The following is a 22,255-nucleotide window of genomic DNA, read 5'->3' as shown; positions in this document are numbered from 1 at the left end:
GTCTCCCTGGGGGGTGGGGCGGTCTCGGGTGCGGTCCGTCGGGAGCGGGCCGTGGCTGGGCCGGTCACTGCGCGAACACCCCCGCCAGGTGGTCGAGGAGGGCGTCCTCGTCCAGCGGGCGGCTGCGGAAGCCGACGTGGCCGTCGGGGCGGACCAGGTAGGCCGCCGTCCCCGCGCCCGCGGTGCCGTAGGCCGCGGCGAAGCTGCCCGCGGCGTCGCGGACGACGGGCAGGTCGACCAGCAGCGGCACCCGGGCGTCGGGGGCGGCGACCAGGTAGGCGCCCACCTCGCCGCGGGTCTGCTGCCTCACGGCGACGGCCAGCTTCTCCAGGTCCGACACCTGCTCCTCCGACGCGGTGGCGTCGGCCGCCAGCAGCAGCGTGGAGCGGGTGCCGCGGGTGAGGTCGAACAGCCGCAGCGGGTGCGCGACGCCGAAGCGCCGCAGCCCGTGCACGTCCGGGGCGCGGTGCCCGGGCTCCGGCCCGGCGGGGAAGCCGCCGGGGGCCGTCTCGCCGACCAGCGGGCTACCGGCGTAGTTCATGGTCATCTGCATCTCGAGCAGGAACTGCGCCTTCTCGTCGGCCATGTCCATCTCGTCGGTGAACGCGATGGCCACGGCGCGGTCGACGATCATCTTCCCCGCGGGACGGCGCTCGGCCTCGTAGCTGTCCAGCAGCCCGGGCGCGGCCAGCCCGCGTACGGCGAGGGCGAGCTTCCAGCCGAGGTTCCAGGCGTCCTGGATGCCGGTGTTCATCCCCTGTCCGCCGGCCGGCGGGTGCAGGTGCGCGGCGTCGCCGGCGACGAAGACCCGCCCCTCGCGGTAGCGGTCGACGATGCCGTGCTTGATCCGGAAGATCGACGACCAGCGCAGGTTGCTCGCCGTCGTCCCGGGCGGCCCCAGGTCGTCGATCGCGGCCTGCATGTCGGCCAGCGTGGGCGGCTCGTACTCCTGCCAGAACCCGGGCGGGACGACGCCGGAGCCGACCGCGTCCTGCCACCGCTGGGGGGCCAGGGTCGCGATCCGGTAGCGGTTGCGGCCCTTGAGCGGGACGCAGACGAGCATCCCGGTGAAGTCGTCCTCGTTCTCGATGCGCACGAAGCGCACCAGGTGCCCGGCCGGCAGGTCCCAGTCGACGTCGACGTCCCCGAGCATGAACAGCTGCGGGAACATCGACAGCCCGCCCTCGAAGGCCAGCCCGAGCCCGGCGCGGACGGCGCTGTGCGCCCCGTCGCAGCCGACCAGGTACTGGGCACGGGTCGTCTCGAGCTCGCCCGAGGCGTGCCGCAGCTGCGCGGTGACGCCCTCGTCGTCCTGGCTGAAGGCGACCAGTTCGACGCCGCGCTCGACCACCACGCCGAGGGAGGTCAGCTTGGCGCCGAGGATGCGCTCGGTGTCGTACTGCGGCAGGCCCAGGTGGGCGTAGGGCAGCTCGTCGAGACCGGCCCAGTCGACCTGGTGGGTCTGCACGCCGTTGACGAACACCGTCTGGCCGTACAGCCAGATCCCGGCGTCCATCGCCTCGGTGACGATGCCCTGGTCCTCCCAGATCTCCATCGTCCGGCAGTGGATGCCGATCGCCTTGTCCGCCTGCGTCGACGCCTGGGGGCGCTTGTCCACGACGCGGACGGCGATGCCGCGGCGGGCCAGCTCGATGGCGTGGGTCAGGCCGGCCGGGCCGGCGCCGACGACGAGCACCTCGACCGCCCGCCCGGGCCGTGCGGCGACGTCCGCCGCCGCGGGGAGGACGGGCGCCGGGGCGTGCGTCTCCTCGGGTTTCTCCACGAACTCCTGCACGCTGGCGCTGGGCACCGGCGCCACCCGGTCAGGGTGCCTTTCGCGCGCGGAAGGCACCTCGGGGGCCCGCACCGGTGGCCCGGCCACCAGCTCCAGGTCCGGCTCCGGCGCCACGGACACGCCGACGTCCACGGCCGCCGGCTGCTGCGCGGGTCCGGGCGTCGCCGGTCGGGCGCGCAGCGCGAACACCCGGCGGTCCTCGCCCCTGGCCAGCCACCGGCCCAGCGGCCCGGCGGCCCAGTTCGCCGGTTCCGCCGCCCAGTCGGTGAAGCGCTGCTCGGAGTCCCACTCGGCGACGACGTGGTAGCGCCGCCCGTCGGGCTCGCGCAGCAGCTCCTCGCGGGCGTGGCCCGGAGCGCTGCGGGCGAGCTGCGCGGCGGCGAGGTAGGCGAGCTCGAAGGCGTCGGCCTCCCAGGGCTCGACGGCGACGGCGGTGTCGACGCGCACCCGCTCCACCTCGACGTCCCCGCCGGGCGAGAGCAGCTCCGGGAAGTCCGTGTCCGCGTCGGGCCGCTGCCGGATCTCCAGCACCTCGCGCCGGAACTCCACCGAGTGCCACCGGGCCAGCGGTGCGCCGGCCACCATGTGCACCGGGTCCTCGACCCACTGCACGAAGTCGTCCTCGGACTCCCACTCCGCGAAGATGTGGTACCGCAGGCCGCTCGCGTCGCGCAGCAGCTCCTCGCGCACGTACCCGCGGGAGTCGCCGATCCGCTGGGTGACCGTCGCGTAAGCACGCTCGAAGGCCACCTGCTCGCCCGGCTTGACGCTGGTGGAGAAGTCGATGCGCACCGGCCGGGGCCGCTCGGCCTGCACCGTGGCCAGCACGGTGAAGGTCGAGCGGGTGGCGTCCTCGCGCAGGTCGCGCAGCGCCTCGGTGAGCGTCTCCCGGGCGGCACTGCGCCCGAAGGCGTCCACCGACGCCCGGTCGGTCCAGTCGCTGACGATGCCGAACCAGCGCGGGTCGCCCTCGTCGCGCATCAGCTCCTGGCGCAGGTTGCCCGGCACCCGGGCGATCTCCGCGGCGGCCCGGTGCCAGGCCGCCTCGAACTCCGCCTCGCAGCCCGCCCGCGCGCGCATCCGCAGGAGGGTCCGCACCGTCGTCCTGCCGCCGTCCGCCAGTGTCGCCGTCATGCGCGGACCTCCGCCGGGCGGCCCGCGCCCGGGACGACGGCCAGCACCTCGTAGGTGTTGCGGCTGGCGTCCTCGCGCAGGTCCCGCAGCGCCTCGGTCAGCGTCTCGCGGGCACTGCTGCGGCCGAACCCGTCGACCGCGGCCCGGTCGGTCCAGTCGCTGGTGATGAGGAAGGTGCGCGGGTCGTCGGCGTCGCGGATGAGCTCCTGGCGCAGGTTGCCCGGCACCCGGCTGATCTCCGCCGCCGCCCGGCGCCAGGCGGCCTCGAAGTCGGCCTCCCGGCCCTCGAGGGTGCGCATCCGCAGGATCGTCCGCACCGTCCCGCCCGAGGGGGTGGTCACGGCGTCCCCTCCCCGGCCGGGCGGCGCAGCACGAGGCAGCTGTTGAAGCCACCGGCGCCGCGGGCCAGGACGACCACGGTCGACACCTGCTGCACGCGGGCGTCCCGCACCAGGTCGACGCCGGGCGCCTCGACCGGCTGCTCGAGGAACGCCGTCCCCGGGACGATGCCGTCGCGGGCGGCGAGCAGCGCGGTGGCGACGGCGAGCGCCGAGCCCCCGGCCATGAGCCGGCCGGTCCAGGACGACGGCGCGGTGACCGGCACCGGCGTCGCCCGGTTCCCGAACACGGCGCCGATCGCCTGCAGCTCGAGCGCGTCGAGCTCCGGCGTCCCGGCCCCGTCGGCGATCACGAGGTCGACCTCGTCGGGCGACACGCGGGCGTCGGCGAGGGCCAGCCGCATCGCCCGGGCGTACTGGGTGGCGTCGGGCGCGGGGTCCTCGTGGTGGTGGGCGTCGTGCGTGGCGCCGTAGCCGGCGACCTCGCCCCACACCTTCTCCGCGCCGCGGGCCCGCGCGGCGCCGGGCTCCTCGAGGAGCAGGATCGCGCCGCCCTCCCCGACGACGTGGCCGTTGGCGCGCCGGTCGAACGGCAGGTACGCCTCCTCGGGACGGGTGGCGGTGGACAGCCGGCCGCTGGTCGCCTGGCACAGCAGGGCGTAGGGGCACATCCCGGCCTCGGTGCCGCCGACGAGCACCGCGGGGGTGCCGCGGCGGGCGACGCGGCGCGCCCAGCCGATGCTGTCCAGCCCGCCGGCGCCCTCGCTGACCACGACGCCGGAGGGGCCCTTGTAGCCGTCGCGGATGGAGATCTGGCCCGTGCTGGCCGCGTAGAACCAGGCGATGGACTGGTAGGCGCCGACCGACCGGGGGCCCTTCGCCCACAGCCCCTGGATCTCGTGCTGGCTGAACTCGTTGCCGCCCGAGCCCGACGCCAGGAACACCGAGGTGGCGTAGACGTCCTCGGGCTGCTCGTAGCGGGCGTCGGCCGCCGCGAGGGTGGCCGCGGCCAGCGACATCCACGTCCAGCGGTCGGTCTGCACCTTCAGCTGCGGCGACACGTGCTCGTCGGGGTCGAAGTCGCGCACCTGCCCGGCCAGGGTGATGCCGTAGGGCGAGGAGTCGAAGCCCTCGATGGGACCGATCGCCGGCCGGCCGCGCAGCATCGACTCCCAGTGCGCCTCGACGCCCACCCCGGTCGGGGCGACGACCCCGATCCCGGTGACCAGCAGGCCGGTCACGACTCCTCCTCGCTGGCGCTCGTCGGCGTCGGGACCGACGGTGCTGTGGTCATGGGTGACCTCGCGAGCTCGGTCACTCTGTCCTCCTCGTGGGGGCGGCCAGCACGATGGCCGACTGGAACCCGCCGAACCCGCTGCCGACCGAGACCGCGACGTCGACCTTCTGCTCGCGGGCGACCTTGGGCACGTAGTCCAGGTCGCACTCGGGGTCGGGCACCTCGTAGTTGGCGGTGGGGGGCAGGACGCCGCGCTGCACGGCCAGCGCCGTCGCGGCGACCTCGATCGAGCCGATCGCGCCCAGGGAGTGGCCGATCATCGACTTGATCGAGCTCATCGCCACCCGGTCGGCCGCCGGCCCGAGGCTCTTGTGCACCGCCGCGGTCTCGTGCCGGTCGTTCTGCTTGGTGCCGGAGCCGTGCGCGTTGACGTAGCCGACCTCGCCGGGGTCGATGCGGCCCTGGTCGAGCGCCTGGCGGACCGCTTCGGCCATCTCGGTGCCGTCGGGCTTGAGGCCGGTCATGTGGAAGGCGTTGCAGCGGCTGGCGTAGCCGGTGACCTCGCAGTAGACCTCCGCGCCCCGCGCCCGGGCGTGCTCGAGCTCCTCCAGGATCAGCACCGCGGCGCCCTCGCCCATGACGAAGCCGTTGCGGCGGGCGTCGAAGGGCTTCGAGGCGTGCTCGGGGTCGGCGTTGTTGTCCGTCGTGGCCCGGATCGTGTCGAAGCAGGCCATCGAGATCGGCGAGATGGGGGCGTCGCTGGCCCCCGCGACCACGACGTCGGCATCGCCGTCCTCGATCAGCTGGCTGCCGTAGCCGATCGCGTCGATGCCGGAGGTGCAGCCCGTGGAGACCACGGTGGCCGGCCCGTGGGCACCGAAGCGCACGGCGAGCTCGGTGGCGCCGCAGCTGGGGACGAGGGCGTGGGACAGGAAGCGGGAGGCGTAGCGGGGGTCGACCAGCCAGTGCGTGCCCGCGTCGCTGACCGAGACGTACTCCTGCTCCAGCCGCATGGTGGCCCCGACGGCGCTGCCCAGGGTGATCCCGACCCGGTCGGGGTCCGGGGCGTCGGGCGAGTCCGACCCGATGGGGAGCCCGCTGTCGGCCACGGCCTCGTCGGCGGCCACCATCGCCATCTGCACGAAGCGGTCGTTGCGGTGCACCTCCTGGGCGGTCAGGCCCAGGAGCCGGCCGTCGAAGTCGACCTCGGCGGCCACCTGGGACCGGAACCGGCTCGCGTCGAAGAACGTGATGCGCCGCGTCGCCGTCCGGCCGGCGGTGATCATGTCCCAGAAGCCCTCGCGGCCCATCGACCCGGGAGCGACCACCCCGATCCCGGTGACGACGACCCGGCGCCGGTCGGCGTTCACTGTTCGACTCCGCGGTCGTTCCGCTCCTCGGTCGCTGTCCCCCGCAAGCGGGAGGTGCCCCCAGCGCGCAGCGATGCTCGCTCCCGCGTCGTCTCCACGGCGGTCACCGCGCGCTCGGCGGCAGCTCGGTGTCCACGTGCCCCAGCTCCGGCCGCGGGGCCAGCGGGCCGCAGAGGAACACGAAGGTCGCCGTCGTCGCCGAGTCGTTGACGATGCGGTGCTTGACGCCGATCGGGATGTGGACGGCGGACTCGCCGACCAGCCGCCGCTCCTCGCCGTCCAGGGTGACCAGGACGTCGCCGCTCTGGCAGTAGAGGAACTCCTCCGAGTACGGGTGCCAGTGCTCGGTGACGATCTCGCCGGGCTCCAGGGTCAGGGTGCCCATGAAGCCGGCGGTGGAGCCGACGCTCGCCGGCGACAGCAGGACGCGGATGTCCCCGCCGCGCCGGCGGTTGGCGGGTGTGTCCGCCCGGTGGACGGTGGGTCCGCAGCGCACCTTCGCCGACGGGGGGTGCTGGATGGTGGTCATGTCTCTCCTCCGGTGGGGACGGGCACCGCGGGGGCGGGCTCCGGTGGGGTGGTCGGGAGCGGCGTCCCGGGCCCGGTGGCGAGGTGCACCGGGAGGTCGGGGTGGACCTGGCGGATCAGCGGTCCCAGCACCGGGACGGCGGCCACCTCGACGACCGCGGTCGCCCCGGCCTCGACCAGCGCGCGGGAGGTCGCCTCCCACTGCACCGGCGAGGTCAGGTGGGCGCGCAGGCACCGGGCCAGCTGCTCGGGGTCCCGGGTCGGCCGGCCGTCGACGTTGGGGACGACGGGCACGTCGGGCTCCGACCAGTCGAGGTCGGCGAGCGCGGCGGCCAGGTGCCGGGCGACCGGCTCCACCAGCGGGCCGTGGCAGGCGGCGCGCCCGGGCAGCCGGACCAGGTCCAGCCCGGCGGCGGTCACGGCCTCCTGCGCCCGGGCCAGCGCCTCGCAGCCGCCCGCGAGCAGGACCTGGGCGGGGCCGTCGAACGACGCCACGGCCAGCGGCCCGCTGGTGCCGACGTCGGCGACGACCGCCCGCGCGACGTCGCCGGCGCCGGGCCCGACGACGGCCGCCATGCCCGCGCACGACGGGCGGGGCGACAGCGCCAGCAGCTCGGCCCGCCAGTGGACGAGTTCCACGACCTGGTCGAGGGGCAGGGCGCCGGCGGCCACCAGGGCGGCGTACTCGCCCACCCCGTGCCCGGCGACGGCGACCGGCCGCAGGCCGCGCGCGGTCAGGCTGCGGTATCCGGCGATCCCGCTGACCACGACCTCGACGTGGGCGGCCGTGGTGTCGCAGCACAGGTTGAGCGGGTCGCGCCACCACGTGGCCACGTCGCGCCCCACCACGGCGGAGGCCTCGTCCACCACCGCGCGGGCCGCCTCGTCTGCGAGCCACGCGTCGATCGCGCCGGCCCGGACGCCGGCCTCCCCGGCGAGGACGACGGCGGTGCCGATCACGTCGCCGGCTCCCCGGACCGGGCCGCCGCCGCGGCCTCCACCTTGTCCTTGATGATCTTCATCTGGACCTTGCTGTTGGCGTCGATCCGCCGGGTCATGCCCTCGGTGTCGATGGGCGCCTCCGGGCGCATCCGGAAGTCCTGGACCCACCGCATCCGCGTGCCGGACCCCTCCGGGGCGTAGCTCCAGTGGATGTCCATGAACTCGAACGGGCCGGGCTCGACGCGGCGGGCGCGCACCTCGCGGGCCACCGGGTCGAGGGTGCGCTCGGAGACCCAGCTCCAGACCCGCCCGCTCTCGTCGGGGTGCATCTTGAGGCGGAACCGGAACCACGTGTCGGTCGACGCGAGGATCTCCACCTCGCTGTACTCGGTGAACAGGTCCGGCCACGACGGCAGGTCGTTGGTCATCGCCCAGACGTGGTCGATGTCGGCGTCGATGACGATCGAGTTGTCCGTGTGCCCGGCGGTCGCGGTGGCGGTGCCCGGCTCGAGGGTGCTGCTCACGGTGTCCTCCTGGTGGGGTCGGTTCAGGCCATGCCGGCCGACGACTGGGCCGCGTTGACCGTGTCGACGATCTCGCCGAGCGTGTAGCGGTCCGGGCTGTCGTCGGGCATCTCGGTGCCGAAGCGGTCCTGCAGCTCGGTCTGCAGGTTGAGGAAGGCCAGCGAGTCCAGGCCGATGTCGCAGAAGCGGGCGTCCGGGTCGGTCGTGTGCGACGTCGTGGGCAGCCCGGCCTTCTCCGAGAGCAGGGTCATGAGGTCGCTGAGAGTGAAGGTCGTGTCGGGCACGGTGTCGGTCCTTCCGGTGGGGTGGCGGGATCCGGCTGCGCGGCTGCGGCCGGGGTCTGGACGAGGGAGAGCGAGCCGCGGGCGGCGGCCGGGAGGCCGGGCTCGGGGGCGTCGGCGAGGGAGGCGGCCCGGGCGAGCACCTCGGGCAGGTGCCGGTCGAGGAACTGCACGTCGTGGCGGTCGGCGGTGACGTCGGGGTCGCGCAGCAGGGCCCGGTGCAGGTCGATCGTGGTGTGGACGCCGGGGCCCTCCACCCGCAGCTCGGCCAGGGCGCGGTCCATCCGGCGGATGGCCTGCTCCCGGTCGGGGGCCCAGACGATGAGCTTGCCCAGCAGCGAGTCGTAGTCCGGGCTCACCGTGTCGCCCTGCCGGTAGCCGGTGTCGAACCGGGTCCACGGCCCGTCGGGCACCTGCAGGACGTCGAGCCGGCCGGGCGCCGGCGCGAAGTTCCGGGTGGGGTCCTCGGCGTTGATCCGGCACTCGATGGCCGCCCCGCGGGGGACGACGTCGGACTGGGTCAGCTGCAGGCGCCGGCCGGCGGAGACGAGGATCTGCTCGCGGACCAGGTCCACGCCGGTGAGCAGCTCGGTGACCGGGTGCTCGACCTGGATGCGGGCGTTCATCTCCATGAAGTAGGCCGACCCGGTCTCGTCGACCAGGAACTCCATGGTCCCGGCGCCGGTGTAGCCGACCGAGAGCGCGCCGTGGACGGCCAGCCGGCCGAGCTCCGCGCGCTGCTCGGGGCTGAGGTGGCCGGCCGGCCCCTCCTCGAGCAACTTCTGGTGCCGCCGCTGCAGCGAGCAGTCCCGCTCGCCGAGGGAGACGCCGTTGCCGTGGGTGTCGCAGAGGACCTGCACCTCCACGTGCCGCGCGCGAGGCAGGTGGCGCTCGAGGTAGACGGCGGGGTCCCGGAACACCGCGCGGGCCGTGGCCCGGGTGGTGGTGAACGCGTCGGCCAGGTCCCGCGCCTCGCGGACGACCGTCATGCCCCGGCCGCCGCCGCCCGCGGCCGCCTTGATGATCAGCGGGTAGCCGATCCGCGCGGCGACCTCCCGCGCCTCGTCGACGGTGCCGACCGGCTCCACCACGCCGGGCAGCAGCGGCAGCCCGGCGTCGGCCATGAGCCGGCGCGCGGTGGCCTTGTTGCCCATCTGCTGCATCACCGCCGGCGGGGGGCCGACGAAGGTCAGCCCCTCCGCGGCGCAGATCTCGGCGAAGTCCGGGTCCTCGGAGAGGAAGCCGTACCCGGGGTGGATCGCGTCGGCGCCGGTGCGCAGCGCCGCCTCCACGATGTTGGCCACGTGCAGGTAGCTGCGCCGCGGGGCGGGCGGCCCGATGTGCACGGCCTCGTCGGCCAGGTCGACGACGGCGGAGTTCCGGTCCGACGTCGAGTACACGGCGACGACCTCGATGCCGAGCTCACGGCAGGCCCGGGCCACCCGGACGGCGATCTCGCCGCGGTTGGCGACGAGCACCCGGCCGATCACCGGTTCCGCCCCGTGGGCCGCAGCCGCATGAGGACCTGGTCGTACTCGACCGACTCGGCGTCGTCGACCAGGACCTCGGCCACCACCCCCGCCTCGTCGGCGAGGATCGGGTTCATCAGCTTCATCGCCTCGACGATCCCGACGGTCTGGCCCGGCTCCACCTCGTCGCCGACCCGGACGAACGGGTCGGCCCCGGGTGAGGGCGCCACGTAGAAGGTGCCGACCAGGGGGGAGCGGACGGTCGCCTCGTCCGCCGCCGCCTCGGCGGGCCCGGCCGCGCGGACGTCGCGTGCGGCCGGGGTGGCCGGCGCCGGGGTCTCCGGCGCGGCGGCGGGCTCGGTCGACCGGGCATCGGCGGCCCACTCGACCTCGATGGCGCGGTCGCCGTCGCGCACGGTGAGCCGGCGCAGCCCGCCGGGGAGGCTGTAGGCCAGCGCCACGACCTCCTCGCGCAGGTCCCGGGGCCGGTCGTCCGGCTCGGAGGTCTGTGCTGCGGTGCTCATCCGCGGGGTGAGTTCACTGGTGGACACCGTCACACCTCCACCGGCTGCAGGGTTCGGTCGTCCCCGCCGATGCGGTCCAGCCGCCGGGACCGCGCGTCCAGCAGCGTGGCCAGGTCGAGGCGGCACACGTCGTCGAGTTCGCGGATGAGCGCCTGGCGCAGCAGTCGGGCGGCCGCGGCCGGGTCGGTGTGGGCGCCACCGGGAGGCTCGGGCACCACCGAGGTGGCGATCCCCGACGCCCGCAGGTGGGCCGCGCCGAGCCGCATCGCCCGGGCGGCGGTCGGTGCGGCCACCGCCGTCCGCCACAGGATGGCCGCGCACCCCTCGGGGCTGATGACCGACAGGTAGGCGTTCTGCATCACCAGCAGCCGGTCGGAGGTGCACAGCGCGAGCGCGCCGCCACTCCCGCCCTCCCCGGTGACCACGGCGACGACCGGGACCCGCAGCCTGCTGCTGCGCATGATCGTCTCGGCGATCGCGTGCGACTGGCCGCGTTCCTCGGCCTCGGGCCCGGGGTGGGCGCCGGGGGTGTCGACGAGGGTGACGACGGGGAACCCGAAGGACTCGGCGTGGTCGAGCAGCCGCAGCGCCTTGCGGTAGCCCTCGGGGTGCGGCATCCCGAAGTTGCGGGCCACCCGCTCGCGGACCGTGTGGCCCTTCTCCTGGCCGATGACGACCACCGTGCGCCCGCCGATCGAGGCGACCCCGCCGACCACGGCGGCGTCGTCGGCGAAGGACCGGTCACCGTGCAGCTCGACGAAGTCGTCGAACGCCGTGTGCAGGTAGTCCAGGGTGGTGGGCCGCTCGACGACCCGCGCCCGCTGGACGACGTCCCACGGGTCGGCGTCCTCGTCGACCACCGGGAGCTCGACGGGGCCGGCGTCGTCCATCGCCTCGTCCGAGATGCCCGGCCCGTGGAGGGCCAGCAGGCGGGCGAGCAGCGGCCGCAGGTCGGCCCGGCTCTCGACGCGGTCGACCAGGCCGTGGGCGAGGAGGAACTCGGCGGTCTGGAAGTCGGCCGGCAGCTCGGCGCGGATGGTCTCCTGCACCACGCGTGGCCCGGCGAAGCCGACGTGCGCGCCCCGCTCGCCCACCAGGACCGACGCGAGGGTCGCGAAGGAGGCGGAGACCCCGCCGTACGTCGGGTCGGTGAGGACGCACACCGACAGCAGCCCGGCCTCGCGGAGCCGGCCGTACGCCTGGCTGACCCGGGCCATCTGGAACAGCGAGAAGACGCCCTCCTGCATGCGGGCACCGCCGCTCGCGCAGACGGTCACCAGCGGCAGGCCGTGCTGGAGGGCCAGGTCCGCGGCGCCACTCACCCGCCGGCCGACCTCGACGCCCATGCTGCCGCCGAGGAAGGCGAAGTCCATGACGGCGACGACCGCCTCGGCGCCGCCGATCCGGGCGGTGCCGACCACGACGGCCTCGGACTCACCGGAGCGGCGCGCGGCGTCGGCCAGCCGGTCGGGGTAGTCGCGCAGGTCGGTGAAGTGCAGCGGGTCGGGGTTCCCGGGCAGGAACGCCGTCTCGGTGAAGCTGCCCGGGTCGGTGAGCAGCACGATCCGGGCACGGGCGCTCAGCCGGAGGTGGTGGTCACACTCCGGGCAGACGTGCAGGTTGCGGTCGAGCCGCTTGCGGTACAGCAGCCAGCCGCAGTCGGGGCAGCAGACCCAGCCCGCCTGCTCCGACGCTGCCGGGACGGCCGCAGCCGTGGTCGGCGAGGAACGTGTCATGACGGCCTCCCAGTCGCTCGGAGCGGTCTCACTCCGCGGACGACGTCCAGTGGTAGAAGCGACGGGCCATCGCGTCCTGCGGTGAGCGCCAGTTCGGGTCGTAGGCCTCGATGTAGGGGCGGAGGTCGTCGCTCACGGCGCGGAAGGCCGGCAGGCTCTGGGCGATGCGCATCGCCTCGGGAGCCGGCCGGTCGAAGTCGATGAGGTGCACGTAGAGGCCGTGGAACTGGTACAGCGAGCGGTTCCGCACGCCGATCTCGTGGGGCATCGAGGTGGCGTCGTAGCGGCCGAAGACGTCGGCGACCTTGTCGGCGTCGGTCGGCGCCATCTTGGCGATGATCATCGTCTGGTGCACGGGGACTCCCAGCGTCGCTGCGGCCCGGGGGAGGGGCTCGGGGATGCGACGACGCTAGGTCGGCGCGGGAGTCCTGGACATCGGCCGCAGGTCCAGTTGCCGGGCACGCCCGGGGGGTGGGAGGAGGGCGTGCGGTGCCCGCCCGGAGCAGGACCGATGCCCTCCGGGACGGCCGGCTCGACCCGCCGGGAGGACCAGGGACCGTCGGCCCGTGGTCGTACGACCGCCACTCCGGGAGGACGACGGGCACGACCTGGGTATGAACTCGCCGACGGTTCGTGTCCCGCCCCGTCGGCGGGTGTGGCGACCTGCGCGGATGCGGCCTAACTTGCGAGACCGCACCTGACGGTCGCCTCCGACGGGGGCCGCACGGGGAGAGGGGCGGACGCATGGCCGGATCGGGAGACGTCGTGCCTGCACCGGCCGTGTCCGGCGTCGACCCGCCGGTCCGGGTGCTGATCTGTGACGACCACGAGGTCCTGCGGCACGGGCTGCGCACCGTCCTGCGCCGCATCCCCGGCCTCAGCGTCGTGGCCGAGGCGGACTGCGTCGCCGAGGCGCTCGCGCTGGCCGCCTCGGTCCGCCCGGACGTCACCCTCGTCGGCCTCGACGGGCAGGGGCCGCTCCTGCAGGACCTGGTGCGCCAGCTGACCGCGATGGGCGTGCGGGTCGTGCTGCTCGGCGAGGCCGGTGCCGGGAGCGACCTGATCGACGTCCTCCGGGCCGGGGCGCGCGGCTACGTGCACACGACCGTCAGCCCCCAGCGGCTGGTCGAGGCCGTGCGTGCGGTGGCCCGGGGGGAGACCGTCCTGGACGCCAGCGTCACCGGGGAGCTGCTGCACCGCCTGGACGACGTGCCGCGCTCGCCGGGGGACCGGCCGGGCCACGGCCCGCTGACCGCCCGGCAGCAGGCGGTGGCCGAGCTCGTGGCCGAGGGCCTGACCAACGCCGAGATCGCCGCCCGCCTGCAGGTGAGCCGGGCGACGGTCAAGGGCCACATCACGGTGGCCCTGCGCCGGCTGGGGCTGCGCGACCGCACCCAGCTGGCGATCCACGTGCACCGGAGCGCGCGCCCCGGAGACGGGCAGGACGCGTTCCCGGCCGGAGGCTGAGCCGCAGGTCGGCGTGGCGATCGGCGGATTTCTGTGAAGAGCCTGGGAACGAACTGGACACAACGTCCGCGCATCCCGCTAGAGTCACTCCAGTCCGGAGTAAAACGGGCGCGTGTCGAAACTGCCGGTCCGTCGGGCGAGGCCTCGTCGGGCGGGTCACAGGGGGAACGACATGGACGATGACGGCGTCAGAGGGCCCGGCTCGCTGGAGTTCGGACGACACGACACCGCGGGCCCCGTGCCCGTTCCGCGGCGCGGCGGGTCGGCACCCGTGTGCCCGCACGCCGTCCCCCCACCCACCAGCCTGGTGTGCGTCCTGCTCTGCGAGGACCGTGAGGTGTTCCGCATCGGGCTGCGGGTCGTCCTCGAGGCCGAACCGGACATGGCGGTCGTCGCCGAGACGACGCACCTCCCCGAGGCCCTCGAGGCGGCCGACTGTGCGGGCGCCGTGGTCGTCGTCGTCCGGCAGGGCCTGGTCGCCGGTGACGCCCTCCCGCTGCTGCGCACCCTGTGCCGGCGGAACGCTTCGGTCCTCGTGCTGGCCGAGCCCGAGATGGAGACCGAGCCGCAGCTCGTGGAGATCCTGCAGGCCGGCGTCCGCGGGTACCTGCCCCGCCGATCGGGGGCGAAGCGGCTGGTCGACGGCGTGCGGGCGCTGGCCCGGCACGAGGCGGCGCTGGACCCGGCGGCGACCAGCCACCTGGTGCACCACCTGACCTCGGCACCCCGTCCGGGGTCGGCCCCGGCGCTGCGCGCCCTCGACCGGCTGACCGACCGGCAGCGCGAGGTCGCCGAGCTGGTGGCGCAGGGGCTGAGCAACGAGGAGATCGCCGGCCGGCTGTTCCTCAGCCTGGCGACGGTCAAGAGCCACCTGACGGCGTCGATGCGCCGCCTCGAGGTCCGCTCCCGGACCGAGCTGGCCATCCTGGTCACCCGGGAGAGCTCACCGGCCGCGTGACGGAGGGCCCTGCAGGGGGCCGCGGTCCGGTGAGCCGCCGGGGTCCTGGCGAGGCCACTCTCGCGCTGCTCTTGATGCTCCCGCGCTGCTGCAACGGCGCGGAAGCGGGTGGAACGGCGCCGGAGTCGGCCCGCCAACACCCGCCGTTCGCACTGTGAGCGGCGTGACGGTGGCGGTCCGGAATGGACCACTCCGTCGCGGCGATGGAACTACCCGTGGACCTGTTCTCCCCTGTGACCCTGGGCGACATCGAGCTCGCCAACCGCGTCGTCATGGCCCCGCTGACCCGCATGCGCTCCGGCGCCTCCGGCGTGCCCGGGGACCTCGTCGTCGAGCACTACCGGCAGCGCGCGAGCCTCGGCCTGATCATCACCGAGGGCACCTACCCGAACCACGAGGGTCAGGCCTTCGTCGGCCAGCCCGGCATCGTGACCGACGAGCAGGTCGAGGGCTGGCGCCGCGTGGCCGACGCCGTGCACGCCCGCGGCGGCCGCATCGTCCTGCAGGTCATGCACGGCGGCCGGGTGACCCACCCCGACGTCAACGGCGGCCGCCGCGTCGTGGCCCCGAGCGCGATCGCGATCGACGGCGAGGGCCACACCGAGAGGGGCAAGCAGCCCTACCCGGTGCCGCACGCGCTGACCGTCGACGAGGCGCGCCAGACCCTGCAGGACTTCGTCTCCGCATCCACTCGCGCGATCGAGGCCGGGCTGGACGGGGTGGAGATCCACGGCGCCAACGGCTACCTGCTGCACGAGTTCCTCTCGCCGGCGTCCAACCAGCGCACCGACGAGTACGGCGGCTCGCCTGCGAACCGGGCACGCTTCGTCGTCCAGGTGGTGACGGCGGTGGCCGCGGCGGTCGGCGCCGGAAAGGTCGGCCTGCGGATCTCCCCCGAGCACAACATCCAGGACGCCTACGAGACCGACCGCGACGACGTCCGGGCCACCTACGGGGCGCTGGTCGACCAGCTGCGTCCGCTGGGCCTGGCCTACCTGTCGGTGCTGCACGCCGAGCCGGGCGGGGAGCTGGTGCAGGAGCTGCGCGAGCGCTTCGGCGGGCACCTGATCGCCAACAGCGGCTTCGGCTCGGTCACCACGCGCGCGGAGGCGGTGCGCCTCATCGAGGCCGCGCACGCCGACGCCGTCGCCGTGGGCCGCGCCGCCATCGCCAACCCCGACCTGGTCGAGCGGTGGGCCGGCGAGCACCCGGAGAACGAGCCGAAGGCGCACCTCTTCTACGCCAGCGGCGCCGAGGGCTACACCGACTACCCGACCCTCAAGGCCGGCTGAGCCGCACGAGCACACGCTGAGGGCCCTCTCGATCAGATCGAGAGGGCCCTCAGCGTGTGCTCGCCCCGCCGGGCGCAGGCGCGGCGGCGGTCGAGCCGGAACCGGAAGTGCCTCACCCGCAGGTGGTGGACCGCGGCGGGCCATGGGCGTGGTCTCATCGTCGCGGCGCGACACCGGGGTCGGGCGGGAACGAGGAGGCTCGATGGCCGAGGTGCACGGTAGCTGCGACGACCGCTTCTCCGGGGTCCGGGAGGCGCTCGAGCGCGCCCTCGACGCCGACGAGCTGGGGGTGTCGATCGCCGTCGACCTCGACGGGGAGACCGTCGTCGACCTGTGGGGCGGGTACCGCGACCCCGACCGGACCGTCCCGTGGACCGAGGACACGATCGTCAACGGCTGGTCGACGACGAAGACCGTGCTCGCCCTGGCCGCGCTGCTGCTCGTCGAGCGGGGCGAGCTGGACCTCTACGCGCCGGTCGCCGACTACTGGCCGGAGTTCGCGGCCAAGGGCAAGAAGGACGTCGAGGTGCGGCACCTGCTGTCGCACACGTCGGGCGTCTCCGGCTGGGAGCGGCCGTTCTCGATCCGGGACATGTACGACTGGCCGTCGGCGACCGAGCGGCTGGCCGCGCAGGCGCCGTGGTGGGAGCCGGGGACGGCGTCGGGTTACCACGCGAACAACCAGGGGCACCTGGTGGGTGAGCTGGTCCGGCGGATCACCGGGCACACCTTCAAGCAGTTCGTGGCCGACCAGATCGCCCGGCCGCTGGGCGCGGACCTCCAGATCGGCGCGCGGGAGTCGGACTGGGACCGCATCGCGCCCGTCGTCCCGCCGCCGCGGCCGGAGGAGGACCCGCGGGAGCTGGACCCAGAGTCGGTGATGGTCAAGACCTACACCGCACCGGTCGCGTCGGCTCGTGCCGCCAACTCACCGGAGTGGCGCCGGGCGGACCTCGGTGCGCTCAACGGGCACACCAACGCCCGCGGCCTCATGCGGGCCATGCGGGTGCTGTCGCTCGGCGGGGAGGTCGACGGCGTGCGGCTGCTGTCGCCGGGGACGATCGATCTGGTCTTCGACCAGCAGTCCGACGGCGTGGACCTGGTGCTCGAGGCGCCGTTCCGCTTCGGCATCGGCTACTGCCTGGGCTCGCCGATCGTCCCGTACGTGCCCGAGGGGCGGACCTTCTTCTGGGGCGGCTGGGGCGGGTCGATGATCGTGATGGACCTCGACCGCCGGCTGACCATCAGCTACCTGATGAACCGCATGGCGCCGGGGATCCTGGGCTCGGACCGCAGCGAGGCCTACATCCGGGCGGTGTACTCCGCGCTCGGCTGAGGCCCGGGGGAGGCGCGGCATGGACCTCGACGACGTGGTGCCGGTGGCCGACCACGTCACCCGGCAGTCGCGGGTGATCGACGCGCCGCCGTCGATCGTGTGGGAGGAGCTGCACCGGCTGCGGCTCTCGTCGCTTCCGGTCACCCTGCTCTTCAGCGCGGTGCGCGCCCTGCCGGTGCTGCTGGCGGGCCGGGGGCGGCGCCGCGGTGGGCTCGACCGGACCTTCCTCGACGTGGTGCCGATCCCGGAGCTGGCCTCCGATCCGCCCTCGCACGTGCTGTTCGGCGGCGTGCTGCAGGCCTGGCGCCTGTTCGGTGGCAGGCGACCGCCCGTGCTGGACGCGGCAGGGGTCCGGGGCTGGTCGGAGCCGGGCTGGGTGAAGGTCGGCATGGAGTTCCGGCTGACGCCGGCCCTCGGCGGCACGCGGCTGAGCTGCGAGACGCGGATCGTCGCCACCGATCCGCGGACGCGGCAGCGCTTCGGCCTCTACTGGCTCGCCGTCCAGCCGGGCAGCTCGGCCATCCGCTGGGAGCTGCTGACCGCCGTCGCCATGCGGGCGGAGGCGCGCGCCGGCAGCTGACGGGCGGGCACGGACCAGCCCTCTTAGGCTCCCCGGATGGACTCTGCCGACCTGCTGGCCCTGCGCTCCGACGAGCGCGCCGCCCTCGTGCTGCTCGGTCTGCGCGGCGACTGGTAGCCGTACTGCTGCGCCCAGGCGGTCCGCCTGGCCCGATCGATGTCCCGCCTCGCCGACGCCGGCGCGGAGCTGGTGCTCGGCTCCACCGACCCACCGGAGGTGCAGCTGGCGATGAACCGCACCTGGCACCTGCCCTACCGCTGGGTCAGCGACCCCGACGGGTCGCGGCTGGCCAAACCGCTCGGCGCCTGGGACCACGACGCGTCGATCTTCCGTCCCGTCGTCGTCGTGGTGGCCCCGGACGGCAGCGAGGTGTTCCGCGAGCTGTCCCGGGACTTCACCGACCGTCCGGACGACGAGCCGATCCTCGCCGCCGTCGAGGCGCTCGGGCTCGACCCGGTGCCGCTGCCCGCGGCGTGGGATCCCCCGGACATCGGGCCGCGGCCGTCGAAGCGCGCGTTCCAGCCGTCGTCGTTCACCCCCTACTTCCGCGCGATCAAGTTCAACACCGGCGCGCTGAGCGAGCGGATGGTCGACGAGCGCGACCGCGAGCAGCTGCTCACCGAGAAGCGGATGGCCGAGTCGTTCCTCGCGGCGTTCGACGAGTGGCGCGCCGAGCACCCGCCGGACCGGGGATGACCTGGACCGAGCGCGACATCCCGGACCTGAGCGGCCGGACGGCGGTGGTGACCGGCGCCAACGGTGGGCTGGGTCTGCAGACGGCGCTGGCGCTCGCGGGCGCGGGTGCGCACGTGGTGATGGCAGCCCGGGACGCTTCGAAGACCGCGGCCGCGGAGGAGCGGATCCGGGTGAGCCACCCCTCGGCGTCGCTCGAGGTCGTGCCGTTGGACCTGGGCGACCTGTCGTCGGTGGCCGCCGCTGCGCGGTCGGTGCTCGATCGGCACGAGCGCGTGGACCTGCTGGTGAACAACGCCGGGGTGATGGCGATGCCGCAGCGGACGACGGCCGACGGGTTCGAGATGCAGTTCGGCGTCAACCACCTGGGGCACTGGGCGCTGACCGCGCACCTGCTGCGGGCGCTGCTGCGGGCGCCGGCAGCGCGGGTGGTGACGGTGACGAGCACGGCGCGGCACCGGGCCGGGCGGATGGACCCGGCGGACGTCCACCTCGAGCGGGGCTACGGGGCGTGGTCGGCCTACGCGCGGTCGAAGATGGCCAACCTGCACTTCGGGCTGGGGCTGCAGCAGCGGTTTGCCCGCGTCGGTGTCCGCGCGTCGAGCCTGGTCGCACACCCTGGGCTGACGAACACCGACCTGCAGGGCCGCGCGGTGCGCGAGGGCGGCGCCGGCTGGGTGGGGGCGTTCTTCGAGGTGCTCACCGCGCGGTCGGGGATGTCGCCGTTCGAGGGCGCCCGGCCGCAGCTGCGCGCCGCGACCGATCCGCAGGCACGCGGCGGGGAGCTGTACGCGCCGCGGTACGGCTCGCACGGTCCGGCCGTGCAGCGGCCGATCCTGCGCCGGTGGGGCCAGCAGGAGCAGATCGACACCCTGTGGCAGGTCTCCGAGCGCGAGACCGGCATCCCGCTGGACGTCGCTGCAGCAGGAGCCCCGTGACGGTGCGGCGGGTCCCCTAGCTCCGCCGACCCAGGCGGTAGCCGACGAGGACGCCGATCAGGGTGAGCAGACTGCCACCGGCGGCGCCGAGAGCCAGGGTCCGCAGGTCGGACGTTCCCGCGGGAACGCCGGCACGCCCGGTGAAGACCTGCGGTCGGGGAGCAGCGGGCGCCTCGGCGTCCGTCGCGCTCACAGCGGCCGCCGACGGGCGGGCCTCGGCCACGACCGGGGCCGGAGCGCCCGCGCCGGCCAGCTCGGCGTCCACCGCGGTGAAGAACTGCGCAGCCATCCGCTTCGCGACGCCGGTGATCATCCGCTGGCCCACGCCGGCCACCGGGCCGCCCACCACCGCCTCCGCCGAGTAGGTCAGCACCGTCGAGGAGTCGCCGTCCGGCGCCAGCTCGATGGTCACCGTGGCCCGCACCTGTCCCGGCGCCCCTGCCCCGGACGCGTGCATCACGTAGGACGTCGGCCGCTGCTGGTCGGTCAGGTGCACCTCGCCGGCGTACGTCCCCTTCACCGCACCAACGCCCACCGAGACGTCCATGCGGTACGAGTCCTCGCCGACCCGCTCCAGCGCCAGGCACCCCGGGATGGTCCGCGCCAGCACCGCGGGATCCGTGAGCGCCCGCCACACGTCGTCCGGGGACCCGTGCAGCACCGCCGAGCCGTCGAGGTTCACACGCCCACTCCCGTCCTGCGACTCGAGGCCGCCGTCCGCTCGGCCGTCTCCGAACGCATGAGGTCGTACAGCTCGGTGGGGGAGATCGGCATCGCGGTGATCCGCCGTCCCACCGCGTCCTCGATCGCCGACGCCAGCGCCGCCGACCCCGGGATCACCCCGGCCTCACCGGCGCCCTTGATGCCCAGCGGGTTCAGCGGCGACGGCGTCTGCTGGTGGTCGATCACGATGTCCGGGACCTCCGACGCGTACGGCATGAGGAAGTCCATGAAGGAGGCGTTCTGCAACTGCCCGTCGGCGTCGTAGGCCATCCGCTCGTACAGCGCCCCGCCCACGCCCTGCGCGACCCCGCCGTGCACCTGACCCTCGACGATCATCGGGTTCACCACGTTGCCGCAGTCGTGCACCACCGCGTAGTTCACGACGTCGATCTCCCACGTCGCCGGGTCGACCTCCACCACCGCCGCGTGCGCGCCGGAGGCGAACGTCGAGCGCAGCGGGGAGTAGTAGTCGCGGTGCTCCAGTCCCGGGGCGTCGCCCTCGGCGACCGGCGGCTTGGTGTCGTCGTGCGTCGCGAACTGCGTCGCCTGCTTGGCCGCCTCGTCGAACGCGTACCGCAGCGGGTTGGACAGCACCGCCACCGTCCGCAGCGGGATCGTGGCCCCCGGCGTCCCCTTCACCTGGACGACGCCGTCGGCGATCTCCAGGTCCGACGGGTCGGCCTCCAGGACGTCGGCGGCGATCCGCAGCGCCTTCTCCCGCACCCCGCGCGCGGCCAGCGCGATCGCGTTGCCGCTCATCACCGCGGCCCGCGAGGCGAACGTGCCGACGGCGTACGGGAAGCGGCGGGTGTCCCCGGTGGTGACCTCGACGTCCTCGATCGGCACCCCGAGCTCGGAGGCGACGATCTGCGCGAACGACGTCTCGTGCCCCTGGCCCTGCGTCGTCAGCCCGGTCGAGACCAATACCCTGCCGCTGCCCAGCACCTGCACGTGCCCACCCTCGTACGGGCCGGGCCCGGTGCCCTCCACGTACAGCGCCATCCCGACGCCGAGCAGCCTGCCGCGCGCCTCGGCGTCGTCCCGCAGCGCGTCGATCCCGTCCCAGCCGACCAGTGCCTTGAGCTTGTCGAGCAGCGCCGGGTAGTCGCCGGAGTCGTAGATGACCGGACGGCCGTCCTGGAACGTCAGGTGGTGGTCGTACGGGAACTGGTCGGGCTGGATGAGGTTGCGCTCCCGGACGACGGCCCGGTCCAGGCCGAGCGCGTCGGCGATGCGGTCCATCGTCCGCTCCATCGCGAAGCAGCCCTGCGGCCGCCCGGCGCCGCGGTACGGCGTCACGATGACGGTGTTCGTGTAGACGCTCTCCACGACCACCCGGTACACGGGGATCACGTACGGGCCGACCAGTTGGGTCGCGGTCACGATCGGCACGATGATCCCGTAGGGCGTGTACGCGCCGTTGTCGTGCCAGATGTGGACATCGAGCGCGGTGATCCGGCCGTCGTCGTCGAACCCGACGCTGATCTCCTGCCGCTGCTGCCGCTCGTGGGCGCTGGAGATGAAGTGCTCGCGGCGGTCCTCGGTCCACTTCACCTCGCGGCCCAGCGCGATCGCCGCCATCGGCACCAGCAGCTCCTCGGGCCACGGGTGCACGATCTTCACGCCGAAGCCGCCGCCGACGTCCGGCGCGATCACCTCGACCTCGTCCAGCGAGAGCTGCAGCTTGGCGGCGATGGCGGCCCGCACCGACGTCGAGGCCTGGGTGCTGGTGTGCACCCGCAGCGAGCGGTCGCCGGCGTCCCACCGCGCGTGCACGCCCTTGCCCTCCAGTGGCGTGCAGGCGCTGCGCTCGACGTACTGGGTGAAGGACAGCGTGTGCGGGGCCGCGGCCAGCGCCGGCTCGACGTCCCCGGTCTCCTGGCGGTGGCGGGCCGCGACGTTGTCGGGGATCTCCTCGTGGACGGCGTGCTCAGCGGCCCGCGCGGCGTCCACGCCGACGACGACCGGCAGCTCCTCGTAGGTGACGGCGATCCGATCGGCGGCGTCCTCGGCGACGTACCGGTCGGTCGCCACGACCATGACGACCGGCTCGCCGACGTGGTTCACCTCGCCGTTGGCCAGCGGGTGGCCGGTGCGCGGCGCGTGGAGTTGCGGGTGCGGGATGAGCACGGGCAGCGGCTCGGCGAGCGGGCCGGTGAGGTCCTCGTAGGTGTAGATGGCGACCAGGCCCTCGACGTCGAGGGCGGCGTCCACGTCGACGTCGACGATGCGCGCGTGCGCGTGCGGGCTGCGCACGAACGCGGCGGCCAGCGCGCCCGCGCCGATGTCGTCGAGGTAGCGGCCGCGGCCGGTGATCAGCCGGGCGTCCTCCCGCCGGCGGACCGGCTCGCCGAACAGCCTCGTCGTCACCGCAGCCTCCTCCCAGGTGC

At 74.5% G+C, this 22,255-nt stretch carries 20 protein-coding genes and 1 pseudogene; 7 read left to right on the top strand and 14 right to left on the bottom strand.

Translation table 11 applies throughout. The features are described from left to right. Positions 1 to 64: 64 nt before the first annotated feature. The 12 genes from ACI78Z_RS17795 to ACI78Z_RS17740 all read right to left on the bottom strand — a co-directional run bounded on the left by ACI78Z_RS17795 (position 65) and on the right by ACI78Z_RS17740 (position 12,233). Entirely contained in the window at positions 65 to 2,929 is a 2,865-nt protein-coding gene (locus ACI78Z_RS17795; protein ID WP_457037876.1) for an FAD-dependent monooxygenase, read from the bottom strand. Next, the gene (locus tag ACI78Z_RS17790) at positions 2,926 to 3,270 is read right to left on the bottom strand and encodes an antibiotic biosynthesis monooxygenase family protein (protein ID WP_457037875.1); all 345 of its coding nucleotides are present in this window, start codon (positions 3,268 to 3,270) and stop codon (positions 2,926 to 2,928) included. Before ACI78Z_RS17790 ends, ACI78Z_RS17795 begins: the two co-directional genes overlap by 4 nt. Beyond that, positions 3,267 to 4,508 (bottom strand): beta-ketoacyl synthase N-terminal-like domain-containing protein, encoded by a 1,242-nt coding sequence (locus ACI78Z_RS17785; RefSeq protein ID WP_457037874.1) that lies wholly within the window; start codon positions 4,506 to 4,508, stop codon positions 3,267 to 3,269. The genes ACI78Z_RS17790 and ACI78Z_RS17785 overlap by 4 nt, the downstream gene beginning before the upstream one ends. Positions 4,509 to 4,581: 73 nt before the next feature. After that, complete coding sequence (locus tag ACI78Z_RS17780) at positions 4,582 to 5,874, bottom strand: beta-ketoacyl-[acyl-carrier-protein] synthase family protein (protein ID WP_457037873.1); 1,293 nt, start codon at positions 5,872 to 5,874, stop codon at positions 4,582 to 4,584. A 103-nt stretch (positions 5,875 to 5,977) separates the two neighbouring features. Further along, positions 5,978 to 6,403, bottom strand: a complete 426-nt coding sequence (locus ACI78Z_RS17775; RefSeq protein WP_457037872.1) for a cupin domain-containing protein — start codon at positions 6,401 to 6,403, stop codon at positions 5,978 to 5,980. After that, complete coding sequence (locus ACI78Z_RS17770) at positions 6,400 to 7,362, bottom strand: ACP S-malonyltransferase (RefSeq protein WP_457037871.1); 963 nt, start codon at positions 7,360 to 7,362, stop codon at positions 6,400 to 6,402. Before ACI78Z_RS17770 ends, ACI78Z_RS17775 begins: the two co-directional genes overlap by 4 nt. Continuing rightward, positions 7,359 to 7,868, bottom strand: a complete 510-nt coding sequence (locus ACI78Z_RS17765) for an SRPBCC family protein (protein ID WP_457037870.1) — start codon at positions 7,866 to 7,868, stop codon at positions 7,359 to 7,361. Before ACI78Z_RS17765 ends, ACI78Z_RS17770 begins: the two co-directional genes overlap by 4 nt. Positions 7,869 to 7,891: 23 nt before the next feature. Continuing rightward, positions 7,892 to 8,152 carry an acyl carrier protein gene (locus ACI78Z_RS17760; protein WP_457037869.1) on the bottom strand — a complete coding sequence of 87 codons (261 nt, stop codon included), beginning with the start codon at positions 8,150 to 8,152 and terminating at the stop codon, positions 7,892 to 7,894. Next, positions 8,116 to 9,639 (bottom strand): acetyl-CoA carboxylase biotin carboxylase subunit, encoded by a 1,524-nt coding sequence (locus ACI78Z_RS17755; RefSeq protein ID WP_457037868.1) that lies wholly within the window; start codon positions 9,637 to 9,639, stop codon positions 8,116 to 8,118. The genes ACI78Z_RS17760 and ACI78Z_RS17755 overlap by 37 nt, the downstream gene beginning before the upstream one ends. Then, positions 9,636 to 10,169, bottom strand: coding sequence for an acetyl-CoA carboxylase biotin carboxyl carrier protein (accB, locus tag ACI78Z_RS17750; protein WP_457037867.1), 534 nt, complete (start codon positions 10,167 to 10,169; stop codon positions 9,636 to 9,638). Before accB ends, ACI78Z_RS17755 begins: the two co-directional genes overlap by 4 nt. A gap of 2 nt (positions 10,170 to 10,171) precedes the next feature. Continuing rightward, positions 10,172 to 11,878, bottom strand: a complete 1,707-nt coding sequence (locus tag ACI78Z_RS17745; protein WP_457037866.1) for an acetyl-CoA carboxylase carboxyltransferase subunit alpha — start codon at positions 11,876 to 11,878, stop codon at positions 10,172 to 10,174. A 28-nt stretch (positions 11,879 to 11,906) separates the two neighbouring features. Further along, positions 11,907 to 12,233 (bottom strand): TcmI family type II polyketide cyclase, encoded by a 327-nt coding sequence (locus ACI78Z_RS17740; RefSeq protein ID WP_457037865.1) that lies wholly within the window; start codon positions 12,231 to 12,233, stop codon positions 11,907 to 11,909. 410 nt (positions 12,234 to 12,643) lie between these two features. Between ACI78Z_RS17740 and ACI78Z_RS17735 the strand changes: the two genes are divergently transcribed. The 7 genes and pseudogenes from ACI78Z_RS17735 to ACI78Z_RS17705 all read left to right on the top strand — a co-directional run bounded on the left by ACI78Z_RS17735 (position 12,644) and on the right by ACI78Z_RS17705 (position 19,142). Then, the gene (locus ACI78Z_RS17735) at positions 12,644 to 13,345 is read left to right on the top strand and encodes a LuxR C-terminal-related transcriptional regulator (protein WP_457037864.1); all 702 of its coding nucleotides are present in this window, start codon (positions 12,644 to 12,646) and stop codon (positions 13,343 to 13,345) included. Positions 13,346 to 13,583: 238 nt separating this feature from the next. Beyond that, the gene (locus ACI78Z_RS17730) at positions 13,584 to 14,303 is read left to right on the top strand and encodes a LuxR C-terminal-related transcriptional regulator (RefSeq protein ID WP_457037863.1); all 720 of its coding nucleotides are present in this window, start codon (positions 13,584 to 13,586) and stop codon (positions 14,301 to 14,303) included. A 203-nt stretch (positions 14,304 to 14,506) separates the two neighbouring features. Beyond that, a complete protein-coding gene (locus ACI78Z_RS17725) occupies positions 14,507 to 15,595 on the top strand; it encodes an alkene reductase (RefSeq protein ID WP_457037862.1) in 1,089 nt (362 codons plus the stop codon). 202 nt (positions 15,596 to 15,797) lie between these two features. Then, entirely contained in the window at positions 15,798 to 16,931 is a 1,134-nt protein-coding gene (locus ACI78Z_RS17720; protein ID WP_457037861.1) for a serine hydrolase domain-containing protein, read from the top strand. A gap of 19 nt (positions 16,932 to 16,950) precedes the next feature. Further along, entirely contained in the window at positions 16,951 to 17,511 is a 561-nt protein-coding gene (locus tag ACI78Z_RS17715; RefSeq protein ID WP_457037860.1) for a hypothetical protein, read from the top strand. A 129-nt stretch (positions 17,512 to 17,640) separates the two neighbouring features. Then, positions 17,641 to 18,207: pseudogene (locus tag ACI78Z_RS17710) on the top strand (peroxiredoxin family protein); the annotation flags it as partial. Beyond that, positions 18,204 to 19,142 (top strand): oxidoreductase, encoded by a 939-nt coding sequence (locus ACI78Z_RS17705; RefSeq protein WP_457037859.1) that lies wholly within the window; start codon positions 18,204 to 18,206, stop codon positions 19,140 to 19,142. The pseudogene ACI78Z_RS17710 and the gene ACI78Z_RS17705, both read left to right, overlap by 4 nt. A gap of 16 nt (positions 19,143 to 19,158) precedes the next feature. Here ACI78Z_RS17705 and ACI78Z_RS17700 read toward each other — a convergent pair whose 3' ends face one another. Together ACI78Z_RS17700 and cutA are read right to left on the bottom strand one after the other, a co-directional pair. Continuing rightward, on the bottom strand, positions 19,159 to 19,824 hold the full coding sequence (locus ACI78Z_RS17700; protein ID WP_457037858.1) for a CoxG family protein: 666 nt from the start codon (positions 19,822 to 19,824) through the stop codon (positions 19,159 to 19,161). Continuing rightward, positions 19,821 to 22,235, bottom strand: coding sequence for an aerobic carbon-monoxide dehydrogenase large subunit (gene cutA / locus ACI78Z_RS17695; RefSeq protein ID WP_457037857.1), 2,415 nt, complete (start codon positions 22,233 to 22,235; stop codon positions 19,821 to 19,823). The genes ACI78Z_RS17700 and cutA overlap by 4 nt, the downstream gene beginning before the upstream one ends. Positions 22,236 to 22,255 lie beyond the last annotated feature (20 nt).

This window comes from Geodermatophilus sp. SYSU D01176 (genome assembly GCF_054050015.1).
Note: the sequence above shows the minus strand (reverse complement) of the source record. Positions and strands in the feature narration are given on the sequence as shown.

Bases quoted from the DNA above. Each gene is read 5' to 3' on its own strand.
- ACI78Z_RS17795 (WP_457037876.1), bottom strand. From the start codon at position 2,929: ATGACGGCGACACTGGCGGACGGCGGCAGGACGACGGTGCGGACCCTC.
- ACI78Z_RS17775 (WP_457037872.1), bottom strand. From the start codon at position 6,403: ATGACCACCATCCAGCACCCCCCGTCGGCGAAGGTGCGCTGCGGACCC.
- ACI78Z_RS17745 (WP_457037866.1), bottom strand. From the start codon at position 11,878: ATGACACGTTCCTCGCCGACCACGGCTGCGGCCGTCCCGGCAGCGTCG.
- ACI78Z_RS17725 (WP_457037862.1), top strand. From the start codon at position 14,507: ATGGAACTACCCGTGGACCTGTTCTCCCCTGTGACCCTGGGCGACATC.
- ACI78Z_RS17720 (WP_457037861.1), top strand. From the start codon at position 15,798: ATGGCCGAGGTGCACGGTAGCTGCGACGACCGCTTCTCCGGGGTCCGG.
- ACI78Z_RS17715 (WP_457037860.1), top strand. From the start codon at position 16,951: ATGGACCTCGACGACGTGGTGCCGGTGGCCGACCACGTCACCCGGCAG.
- ACI78Z_RS17705 (WP_457037859.1), top strand. From the start codon at position 18,204: ATGACCTGGACCGAGCGCGACATCCCGGACCTGAGCGGCCGGACGGCG.